Annotated in this window: 10 protein-coding genes and 1 pseudogene; 9 read left to right on the forward strand and 2 right to left on the reverse strand. The window is 57.6% G+C overall.

The window, feature by feature from the left end:
- Positions 1-172: 172 nt before the first annotated feature.
- The 8 genes and pseudogenes from FHT86_RS35560 to FHT86_RS35595 all read left to right on the forward strand — a co-directional run bounded on the left by FHT86_RS35560 (position 173) and on the right by FHT86_RS35595 (position 6,807).
- On the forward strand, positions 173-1,450 hold the full coding sequence (locus tag FHT86_RS35560) for an efflux RND transporter periplasmic adaptor subunit (RefSeq protein WP_246779820.1): 1,278 nt from the start codon (positions 173-175) through the stop codon (positions 1,448-1,450).
- Between the two features lie 2 nt (positions 1,451-1,452).
- Entirely contained in the window at positions 1,453-2,175 is a 723-nt protein-coding gene (locus FHT86_RS35565) for an ABC transporter ATP-binding protein (RefSeq protein WP_133704474.1), read from the forward strand.
- Positions 2,165-3,370, forward strand: a complete 1,206-nt coding sequence (locus FHT86_RS35570; RefSeq protein WP_133704475.1) for an ABC transporter permease — start codon at positions 2,165-2,167, stop codon at positions 3,368-3,370. Before FHT86_RS35565 ends, FHT86_RS35570 begins: the two co-directional genes overlap by 11 nt.
- Complete coding sequence (locus tag FHT86_RS35575) at positions 3,367-3,714, forward strand: TetR/AcrR family transcriptional regulator (protein WP_133704476.1); 348 nt, start codon at positions 3,367-3,369, stop codon at positions 3,712-3,714. The genes FHT86_RS35570 and FHT86_RS35575 overlap by 4 nt, the downstream gene beginning before the upstream one ends.
- Before the next feature lie 75 nt (positions 3,715-3,789).
- Positions 3,790-4,233 (forward strand): annotated as a pseudogene (locus FHT86_RS35580) (inositol monophosphatase family protein); the annotation flags it as partial.
- A 290-nt stretch (positions 4,234-4,523) separates the two neighbouring features.
- On the forward strand, positions 4,524-5,165 hold the full coding sequence (locus FHT86_RS35585) for a DUF47 family protein (RefSeq protein WP_133704477.1): 642 nt from the start codon (positions 4,524-4,526) through the stop codon (positions 5,163-5,165).
- On the forward strand, positions 5,165-6,160 hold the full coding sequence (locus tag FHT86_RS35590; RefSeq protein WP_133704478.1) for an inorganic phosphate transporter: 996 nt from the start codon (positions 5,165-5,167) through the stop codon (positions 6,158-6,160). The genes FHT86_RS35585 and FHT86_RS35590 overlap by 1 nt, the downstream gene beginning before the upstream one ends.
- A 434-nt stretch (positions 6,161-6,594) precedes the next feature.
- Positions 6,595-6,807, forward strand: coding sequence for a hypothetical protein (locus FHT86_RS35595; RefSeq protein WP_133704479.1), 213 nt, complete (start codon positions 6,595-6,597; stop codon positions 6,805-6,807).
- Between the two features lie 82 nt (positions 6,808-6,889).
- Here FHT86_RS35595 and FHT86_RS35600 read toward each other — a convergent pair whose 3' ends face one another.
- Entirely contained in the window at positions 6,890-8,176 is a 1,287-nt protein-coding gene (locus FHT86_RS35600) for a cytochrome-c peroxidase (RefSeq protein WP_409527649.1), read from the reverse strand.
- 108 nt (positions 8,177-8,284) lie between these two features.
- On the opposite strand from FHT86_RS35600, the gene FHT86_RS35605 reads away from it, so the two are divergent.
- Entirely contained in the window at positions 8,285-9,829 is a 1,545-nt protein-coding gene (locus FHT86_RS35605) for an acid phosphatase (RefSeq protein ID WP_133704480.1), read from the forward strand.
- A gap of 353 nt (positions 9,830-10,182) precedes the next feature.
- On the opposite strand, the gene FHT86_RS35610 is transcribed toward FHT86_RS35605, so the two are convergent.
- Positions 10,183-11,274 carry a DUF917 domain-containing protein gene (locus FHT86_RS35610; protein ID WP_246779821.1) on the reverse strand — a complete coding sequence of 364 codons (1,092 nt, stop codon included), beginning with the start codon at positions 11,272-11,274 and terminating at the stop codon, positions 10,183-10,185.
- Between the last annotated feature and the right edge of the window lie 5 nt (positions 11,275-11,279).

Here is an 11,279-nt window from a genome sequence, read left to right on the forward strand (position 1 = left end):
AGCGGCCTGAATCTTGGAGCCGGCCGCTCTACTTATGGTAAAGATCGCTGGCCAATAGACGCGGTAGGTCAAAATCGATTTTCACGTTGCCTCTGTTGCCCGCAAAAATCACGCCCGAAGAAATGCTCGCGGTGTAAAGGAGTAGCTTTTGCCGACCTCAGGACTTCGACCTTTGAAACCCGAAGAGTCGTTCGAACGCCCTCCGGTGAACCTCGAATTGATCTTTGCCAAAAGGGGTATTGAAAAGCAAAAGCGAAAGAAAAGAGCTCTATACGTTATTGCACCAGCTCTTCTCATCATGCTCGCCATCGCCGCAATCGGATTGCTTTCCCGACAGGGGGACACACCGTCTTACGAGACCCAATCCGCAAAATTCGGCGATCTGACAGTCAATATTTCGGCGACCGGAACTCTTCAGCCGACGAAACAGGTGGATGTGTCGAGTGAACTGTCCGGCATCGTGCGAGAGGTCGATGCCGACTATAACAGCGTCGTAAGCCCTGGCGAGGTCTTGGCTGTCCTCGATACCAACAAGCTTGAGGCAGACGTCAAAAGCGCGCAAGCCAACCTTGAATCCGCGACAGCAAACGTTCTCAAGGCAAAGGCCCAGGTCAAGCAGGCAGACGCTGCACTCTCTCGGCAAAAAAGCTTGCGCAAGAGCAATGCATCGACGCAGCAGAACCTCGACGATGCCCAGTTCAACTATGACGCGGCAATGGCCACATTGCAAAGCAACCAGGCCGAAACGTTGGTCGCGGAAGCAAATCTTAGGTTGGCTGAGGTTGACCTCGGCAAAGCAAAGATCGTCTCGCCAATAGAAGGTATCGTCCTCTCACGCTCGGTGAACCCTGGTGCTACGGTCGCCGCTTCGTTCTCGGCGCCCGTTCTCTTCACGATTGCAGGTGATCTGAGAAAGATGGAATTGAGGGTCGACGTGGATGAGGCTGACATGGGCCAAATCGCGAATGGTCAGCGAGCGAATTTTACGGTTGAGGCATATCCAGATCGTACTTTTCCGGCCGAGATCAAGCAGATACGCTTTGCCTCCGACACGACAAACAATGTTGTCACCTACAAAGCCATTCTCACCGTTGAAAATCCTGATCTCGTTTTGCGGCCGGGAATGACCGCCACGGCAAACATCGTCGCCAAATCAATCAAGCATGCATTGCTTGTCCCAAGCGCGGCACTTCGTTTCATTCCTCCGTCGTCGATGAAAACCAGTGATCCCCAGATTTCCTTTTTTGATGGCTCCAGGGAGCTAGGCAAAAGTTCGGGCTCAGAGCCTGTAACGGGCAACAAACGCGGATTGTGGGTCCTGCGCAGCGGTAAACCCTCTCCCGTAACCGTCGATATTGGCGCTTCCGATGGCATGCGGACGCAAGTGATTTCCGGCGATCTGCATGAAGGCGACGCCGTCATTTTTGACCTCGCCGGAAAAAAGAATTGAGAATGACCACAACTGCGAGCTCGAAACTCGTGGAGTTTCGAGCGGTTTCGAAAGTCTATGGAACCGGGAACGCGAAAATTACGGCGCTCGATCGCGTCAATTTTTCGATCGGCAGCGGCGAATTCGTTGCCATTGTAGGAGCCTCCGGTTCGGGGAAGTCAACCGCTATGAACATATTGGGATGTCTCGATATCCCAACAGCGGGCGACTATCTGATCGCAGGGGTCTCGACCTCCGGCTATTCGCGACAGCAAAGAACATTGTTGCGTCGTCACCTGATGGGCTTCGTCTTTCAGGGTTTTCACCTGCTACCGCGCACCACTGCCTTGGAGAATGTTGAGCTCCCGCTGATTTATCGGGGGATCGCAAGAGCAAAACGGCGAACTCTCGCGATGGAGGCGTTGGATAGAGTCGGCTTAAAAGCTCGGGAAAATCACACCCCTCAACAGCTGTCAGGCGGCCAACAGCAACGCGTTGCGATTGCGCGCGCCATCGTCACGAACCCGGAAATAATATTGGCTGATGAACCAACCGGCAATTTGGACAGCAAGACGAGCGTTGAAATCATGACCCTCTTCAAGCGTCTTAACAGCGAACTTGGGGCGACTGTTGTCATGATCACCCATGATACCGACATGGCAAATTACGCACGACGTATCTTGCGGTTCAGTGACGGGCATTTGGAAGCACAATATCTTAAGCGGCATGGCTGCAATGCTGATTGAAACAGTCCGTCTAGCGCTTGATGCAATCTGGCGCAATCTGTTGCGCTCGTTCCTGACGGTACTTGGTATCGTGATAGGGGTCGCCTCGGTGATTGCACTGGTGACGATCGGTGAGGCAACCACCGCCGAGGTTTCCGCAAAAATGTCGAAGCTTGGCACAAACATATTGTTCATTCGACCGGATGCCATAGGACCGCGTCACACCGACACCGAAATCAAACGCTTCAAGATCGATGACGTTAATGCGATACGCGATCAGGTCCTGGGTTTACGAGCGGTAGCTCCCTTTGACCAAACGACGGCGACCGCTATTTTTAGGGGCCAGAACCATTCCACCACCGTTGTTGGCACGACAGACGACTATCTTATGGCCCAAAACTGGGAGCTGGCGAGCGGTCGCGAATTCTTGCTGTCGGAAGAACGCGGCGGGCAGACGAGCTGTCTCGTCGGTGCGACGATCGTCAAACAATTTTTTGGAACCTTCGATCCTGTTCGCCAACAGTTGCGCATAGACAAGATTGCATGTTCGGTAATTGGTGTCCTTGCTGGTCGCGGCCAAACCAGCTCGGGACAGGACGAAGATGACGTCGTTCTTCTGCCAATCTCCACCTTCCAGCGCCGTTTTGGAGGCACAACGGAAATTCCGATGATGGTGATATCCATCTTCGATGGGATCGATGGGGACAGCATCAAATCCAAAATAACCGATCTGCTTCGGGAGCGCAGGCATATTACTCCCGGACGAGCCGATGACTTTTCCATCGCGGATATGAGCTCAATTACGGCAGCCTTCACCAGTACTGCAATCCTTTTGACAGGGCTGCTGGCATCGATCGCAGCGGTCAGCCTCTTTGTCGGAGGTATCGGAATCATGAATATGATGCTGGTGTCAGTCACAGAGCGGACAAGGGAAATCGGCGTAAGACTGGCGATCGGTGCTCTGGAGTCCCAAGTGCTGATTCAGTTTCTCGTCGAGGCCATCGTACTCTCACTCTTAGGCGGAACTATTGGGATTGTGGTAGGTCTCTCGCTTGCTTACGGCGTAGTCTGGATCATAGGCATTCCGTTTGTGGCCAGTCTCTCTGTTATCACTGGCGCCTTCCTGTTTTCTGCCACGATCGGCATGGCGTTCGGCTATTTTCCGGCGATGAGGGCTGCACAACTGGATCCAATTGACGCACTAAGAAAAGAGTGAAAATCATTTTGAAGCAAAGCGACGGGGTGAGACCCGTTGTTAAGGAAAATCCGCAGCGTCGGATCATCGACGTCGCGTCCAGACGCTTCCGGGCCGATGGCGCGGCCGCCTCGGGGCTGGCTGGAGTTATGACCGAGGCCGGACTGACAAACGGTGCGTTCTATGCTCACTTCGATTCAAAAGAGGCGCTCGTGAAAGAGGCCATGGTGAACGCACTGTTGCAACAGCGAGAAAATCTGGAGCATGCCCGTGGCGAGGGGTTGGATCTTGAGAGCATCATTCGCGACTATCTTAGCGTAGACCATATCTACGACGTGAAAGCGAACTGCGCGCCGCCGCAATGAGCATGTGGGCCGAAATCGCTCGGATATAATCGGAAAGCCGAGCAGGAGCACCAGCTGTCGCCTGACGGACGTTAAGTTTACGGTGCCATCTGCGCGCCATGCCACAATGAACTTTACGCCGCTGCGCTCGGCATGGGCGCGACGTTGAACGGCAAGAGGCTGGTGCTGAATGACGAACGCAACATCCGCAACGCGGTGACGGGTATTGGTGCCAACAACTATGTCAAACCAGCCTTCGTTGCCAAAATGGTCAAAGATCTGCTGGACGCGGGCGGAAACTTCATCCGAAACGGTTCCGGCGCCCTTATGCTTGCCTATGTCGCGGCGGGTCGTCTCGTCAGCTACTACGAACCCTACATGCACGCTTGGGATTGCATGGCCGGATATTGCCTCGTGAAAGAAGCCGGAGGCTGGTATCACCCCTTCCCAACCGAGGGTAAAAAATTGACGAAGGGATCCGTTGTCCTTGCCGCCGCACCCGGCGCGATCGATGATCTCCGAAAGATAGCTGGCTTATAACCTTTCGGTGCTGTCTGGATTGGTGACGGGTAGAAATTAATGGCTATAGGTTTCCTCAGGGCCGCCAAACCATTGTCTTTCGTGTTTGCGGCGTTCGATCGATCGGTACTGCGCTTGTCATCGCCGGCCTCCACACAGAGGCCTGCATTTCTTTAATAACGACGGAAAGAAAAGCAGCGCGAGCAATCCAGATCTTGCAGGGGTGCGAAGGTGTTTTGAAAGACGCATCGTCTTTTCATCGGGCGGCCTGTCATTTATGACAGATTTGTGACATTAGGTTTGGAGCGCTGATATTGAATTGGTTTCGTAAATTGATGCCGAGAGAAGATCGTTTTTTTGATCTTTTCGCCCGGCATTCGCGAACGATCGTCAGCGCAGCAGAAGCTCTGAACGAATTGCTTGCCGGCAGGGACACAGAGCAGCATTGCCAGCGCATCATCGAGCTCGAGAACGAGGCGGATGACATCACCCGCGAAGTCTTGCTTGCGACCCGGCGCAGTTTCATCACGCCCTTTGACCGTGGCGACATCAAGGATCTTATCATGTCGATGGACGATGCCATCGACATGATGCACAAGACGGTCAAGACGATCCGCTTGTTCGAACAGAACAGCTTTGAACCCGGCATGCAGGAGATGGGCGGCGTCATCGTTCAGGCCGCCAAACTGGTAGCCGAGGCAATTCCTCTCCTCAACCGCATGGGCGCCAACTCTTCCCGCCTCAGTGCGCTCACCGAAGAAGTGGTCAAGGTCGAAGGCCGTTCCGATGAACTTCATGACCAGGGACTCAAAGATCTCTTCCGTCGACATGGCCGGACGAACCCGATGGCCTACATCATCGGCAGCGAGATCTACGGCGAGTTGGAGAAGGTCGTCGACCGTTTCGAGGATGTTGCCAATGAAATAAGCGGCATCGTGATCGAGAACGTCTGATGGAGGCCACCCTCGCCCTTCCGCTGCTGGCGGGTCTCATTGCAGTGGCATTGTTCTTTGACTTTCTGAACGGGCTGCACGATGCCGCCAATTCGATCGCCACCATCGTTTCGACCCGAGTCCTGCGGCCGCAATATGCGGTGTTGTGGGCCGCATTCTTCAATTTCATCGCCTTCCTTTTCTTCGGGCTGCACGTCGCCGAGACCCTCGGTACCGGCATCATCGATCCCGGCATCGTCACGCCGCAGGTCATCTTCGCCGCCCTGATGGGCGCGATCGTCTGGAATATCGTGACCTGGATATTCGGCATTCCGTCAAGCTCTTCGCATGCGCTGGTCGGAGGTTTAGTCGGCGCCGGCTTGGCCAAGATCGGGATGGGTGCCATTGTTTGGTCGGGCCTGCTGAAGACGGCTGGCGCCATCGTCATGTCTCCGCTGCTGGGCTTCGTGCTTGCGCTTTTCCTTGTCCTATGTGTGACATGGATATTCATTCGCCAGACGCCCTTCGCCGTCGATAACGCATTCCGCGTGCTGCAATTCGTCTCTGCCTCTCTCTATTCCCTTGGCCATGGCGGAAACGATGCTCAGAAGACGATGGGGATCATCGCTATCTTGCTCTATTCCCAAGGCTATACCGGAGCGGAATTCCATGTGCCTCTCTGGGTCGTCTTGTCTTGCCAATCCGCAATGGCGCTTGGGACATTGTTCGGCGGCTGGCGGATCGTGCACACGATGGGCTCGAAGATCACCAGGCTCAATCCAATGCAAGGCTTCTGCGCCGAGACGGGCGGCGCGTTGACGTTGTTTGCTGCGACATGGCTTGGCATCCCGGTCTCAACGACCCACACGATCACGGGTGCGATCATCGGCGTCGGCGCCGCACGGCGTGTCTCTGCTGTACGGTGGGGATTGGCGGGCAACATCGTTATTGCATGGGTGATAACCCTGCCGGCGGCAGCTGCCATCTCGGCGCTAGTCTACTGGATCACGAACTGAATGGGATAGAAGCACCTTGGCGAATTTCTATTCGTGACGGTATTCCACCTGTCATCGTAACAATATGGGCGATCTTGAATACGTCCGCCTTGATGGGCATCGAACCGATGACCCACAAATTGGGTTGCGGTCTGCAGCTTCGGCAATCGACTGGCAGCCGCCACTCTGCGTAAACTGCTTCGACCAGGAAAATTGTTCGTCCTCAGGAAAGCGCGCCGGGTCGAATCCAGAAAAGGTCTAAGCAGGTAATATTGGCGAGGCACCAATCCCAGCAAAGCCGCGAACTCTCGCCACCTTCAAAAAGTTTCAGATCCGGCTAACTCGCCGACAGAAACGACGTCGTGCCATTCGACAGGTCAGTCCTGGTTTTGCCTTGACTCATTTCGGCTTCAAGAGCTAGCTGACACGATAAAATCTGTTATTGGGTGACGATCATGGACGTAGAAAAAGCCATCGCGCTGGTCACCGCTGCAGGCATCGAACTCACCGATCGCCGCCGCAACAGCAACGACGACGGATGGTCTGTTAGCTTTGCGAACGGAGCGATGCTTGAAGTGCACGACAGCGGCAAATTGTTCGCATCCGGCAATGGCGCCGACGCCGTCGCCAAGCTGCTCGCGCTGCCGGTCGAGACCGGAAGCAGCTAGACCGCAATTGCGCCCGGCATATGCCGTGTGTTGAGGCCATTGATCGCCTATGCGACCGCCCCGGTCTCGCTAGGCGGCGGCATCATGGCGTTTTCGTCGGACTGTAGCCGTCCGTCAGCGTGTTCAGGAATGCGACGACATCATCGATCTCGGACGGGCTAAGCGCCGGTTTGTCGCCGGGATGGCGATCGAAAGGCGGGTCCATGTTAACGTTCGTCTTGGCCGCCTGCGGCAGGTCGTCATATTTGTCGATGCTGCCGTCGGCGCGATGCGCATACCAATGCCCCGGATCTGTTTCCCGTTCCACATAAAACTCTACAGCCTGGCGCAGCGAGTGGAAAACGCCGTTATGGAAGAAGGTCTGACGCAGCGCGACATTGCGCAGCGTCGGCGTGCGAAAAAGACCGCAATACTCCTCCCGGGCCGCAAAGTCGGCGCGGAGCGGGCCGCACAGGCCGAGATCGAAATAATGCGAATCTTTGTTGGCGGGAATGTCGGGATTGCGCGGCACGCCGAGTGCGATCAGCCCGTAATCGGTGAACTGAGGCGGCGTGCCGTCATTGCCGCGCTGGCTGACATGGCATGACGCGCAATTGCCTTTATCGGGCGCCTCGAACAGATCGCGTCCCCTCGCTTCCTGCGCGTTCAGCGTCGCCTGCCCGGCCAGCACGGCATCGAATTTGCTCGAATAGGGATAGAAGGTCCGATAATCCTGCTCGAAGACCTCAATGGCCTTAAGCGCGGTGCTGTAAACGGTCGGAGGATCGGCCTGCCGATCCGGGCCGGCAATCGCGGCGATCGCCTTCCCGTATCCGGCCGCAAGCAACCGGCGGACGACCTCGGCGTCATCCTTGTTGCCCATCTCGAAATCCGACAGTAGCGGAATCTTGGCCTGTTCCCGGCCGCGGTCGACGCGCCCGTCCCAGGTCAGGCCGCCGGTCGGGCCGTTATCGATGCTCTCGTCGGCGTCGTCCTCGGATTCGAAGAAATGCTCGGCGAAGGGAGGAACGGCCTGCAGATATTTGAGGGACGGAACGGCTCTAACGCCCGGCTGGTGCAGGTCTCCGCCGCCGAGCTGCACGGCCAGGGCGTTCGGCGGGCCGAAGGCATAGCCCGGATCATGGCAGGAGGAACAGGCGACCTTGCCCGAAGCTGACAGGGACGGATCGAAAAACAGCGCCCGTCCGAGATCGCTCAACGCATCCACCTGCCGACGGGCCTCGGCACGGGTGAGCCCCTGCCTCGCAACGTCGGCGGACGGTGCGGGCGAATTTTGCGCTGCAAGAGTCGCCGTACCCATGCCTGCCACTAAAACTATCGGCAGCATCCCGGCCCAGCGCTTTGCCCTTGTGCCGTGAAGAGATTTCATGATTAGCTTCATAGATGCCATTGTGGGGCGTGTCTTCGGTGGCTGGCAAGCCATGATCCCGTGAGCATGGAAAGATATCAACAAACAGGCGGCAAGGGGACACCAGGAATGCGGGCAACATTGATTTTGACAGCTTCGACAATCGGCCTTATCGCCGGCTCGCTCAGCTACGCGCAGGCTGCCGGTTCCAGCAACGATCCCGATCTAAAGGCGATCGACACCATAGTCGTGATCTACGCGGAAAACCGAAGCTTCGACAACCTCTATGGGAACTTTCCGGGCGCCGATGGACTTCAGAATGCCGCCAGCACCGCGCTCGTCCAGCTCGACCGCGACAACAAGCCGCTGGCGGAGCTGCCGCCCGTCTGGGACGGTATGACGGCCAAGGGCATCGTGCCGCCGGTGACGCAGGCGCAGACCGAGCATCTGGCGAACCGTCCCTTCTGGGTGGACGACCCTGCCGGCTTCAACCTGCCTCTCGGCACGATCACCCACGATCTCTGGCATCGCTTCTACCAGAACCAGATGCAGATAGACGGCGGCAAGAATGACAAGTTCGTGGCCTACGCCGATGCGGGCGCCATGGTAATGGGCCTGTGGGACGGTTCTAAGACCGCCATGTGGAAGGTGGCGCAGAAGTATACGCTCGCGGACAATTTCTTCATGGGCGGCTTCGGTGGCTCGTTCTTCAACCATCAATGGCTGATTTGTGCCTGCGCGCCCTACTATGCCAATGCCGACACCAACCCGGCCAAGCCCTCGATCGCGGTTGTCGAACCTGACGGCGTGACGCTGAAAATCGCCGACAACTCGCCGAAATCCGCGCTGGACGGCGTCCCTAAATTTGTCGGCGACGGCAACCTCACGCCCGATTTCTACGCCGTGAACACCATGCAGCCGCCCTATCAGCCGAGCGGTAACCCGCCGGCCGCGGGCGCCGATCCCGCCACCGCCGACTCCGCCAAGCCGACGACGCTGCCGCCGCAAACGGAGCCGACGATCGGCGATCTTCTCAGCCTCAAGCATATCGACTGGGCATGGTACGCCGGGGCCTGGCAGGACGTTCTCGACCACGGCAACAAGACGCCCGTTCCGAATTTCCAGTACCACCACCAGCCTTTCAACTATTATGCGAGCTTCGCACCGGGAACGGCCGCGCGTGCGGCGCATCTGCGCGACGGCGGGCTGGGTGGCGCCGAATTTATCAAGCAGATCGATGCCGGCACACTGCCGCCCGTCTCCTTTTACAAACCGCAGGGCGATCTGAACGAACACTCGGGCTATGCCGACATCCAGGCTGGCGACAAGCACATCGCCGATGTCGTCGCCCATCTCGAAAAGAGCCGACAATGGCCGCATATGCTTGTCGTCGTTACCTATGACGAGAATGGCGGGCTCTGGGACCATGTGGCGCCGCCGAAGGCCGACCGCTGGGGGCCCGGCTCGCGGGTTCCCGCCATCGTCATCTCGCCGTACGCACGGCGCGGCTTCGTAGATCACACGCCGATGGACACGACCTCGATTCTGCGCTTCATCACGCGCCGCTTCGAGCTCCCGACGCTGCACGGCATTACGGTGCGCGACAATGCCGTGGCGGCCTCCGGAGAGCCGCCGCTAGGAGACCTCACAAGCGCGCTCGATCTGACGCACTGAGAGCGGCATTCGAGGCGTTGGCGCGTGGCTAACGTCTAAACGGTGGATGTAGACGGTTTCCATCTCGATCGCGGTCTCATGCGTCAATCGGTCAGGGACGATAGCAACTCGCGCTGCAGGTCTTGAAAAGATGGGAACCGTCAGCCCAATTGTTCGTCTCCAATTTAAGTCCATATGGCCTTGGATGTCTGGCTGGCTCTTCAATAGCAGTGACCCTCCATCGCATAGTCCGTCAAGCGGACACACATTATAGAGTACCAGCGGGCAAGCGACCCAGCCGACCTGGTGCGCTAATCTCATCTGTGTGGCAGCCGCGGCAGAGCAGCCCGGCGGTCGAATTGAGCCGACGATTCTCATCCTCCAAAGGGATAAGGCGTGTAATCCGTATCGTAGCCAAAATAGCGCGGGCCGACGAGGGCGATGCCCTCCGGCGTCTGCCATTGCGGATTGCAAGGAAAGGCAAGCGCAACAAGGCGAAGGCCGTAGCGTAAGGAATCAGCTGTCACGGGATTGCCGCTTTCTGCTTCCAACAGTGTGATCAGATCGGGCGTCGTGCAAACAATCTCACCGTCTCGCTCAGCCATTAGAAATTCGTTCTGGAAATCCAGTTTTAGCGTGTGGCCCTTCCAGTCTTCCAGCCCGTCGAGACGAGCGTGGCCGCGGGCAAAGCCGCCCACAGTCCGGCGATCGACATCCCTCACGCGGCCATTGAAAATGACGCTGGCGCCGAGCATCCCGGCAATAGCCGCCACTGGATCCGTATGGGCAAAGCGCGTCTCCCGCAGAGTCTGCCCAAGGGAGAGACAAAGCGAGAGCGTGCCGCGCACCACGGATTTCTTGGCGCTCTCACCGCTCATGGGATAAAATGCCAGCAGGGCCGAGCCACCCATTTCCACGGTTGCAGCGCGGGCGAGCCGCTCCGTCCAAGCATTGTTGACGGTCTCTAGAACCAGCGAGTTTCCCTTGTCATCGCACAGCACCATCGGCGTTGCGGAAACGCCGTGCAGGCCAAAGGTCTCCATTTGCAGCTCGGGATAGGCACGTCCCATGCCGTCACCGTCGACGAGCGGCAAGCCGCTTGCCGCAGCGACCACGAAAGGTGTTGTCGAATTGATGCCGCCTGCCTCGCCACACAACACCGCGTCGATCTTGCGGCCGAGGACCTTTTCCAGCTGGCGGAACGCATTCATCAGCTCGTCGCCCTGCGGCAACTTCTCGGTCATGACGGTCGGCGCACCCATCATGCACACCGGGACGACGAGCGCATCGTGCGCCAACGCCTCGACATCGACGAGCTTGACCGGCCCGTGCTTACGGATGGCTTCCTGTGCCATCAGCTTGCCGACATAGGGATCGCCGCCGCCACCGGTGCCCAGGAGGGCGCCGCCGATGGCGATGTCTTCGAGATCCTCGGCATGGATCGTCCGCAGAATTTTCATCGTCATGCCCC

Origin of the sequence: Rhizobium sp. BK313 (assembly GCF_014193655.1) — a bacterium.
In the GTDB taxonomy this organism is placed as follows: domain Bacteria; phylum Pseudomonadota; class Alphaproteobacteria; order Rhizobiales; family Rhizobiaceae; genus Rhizobium.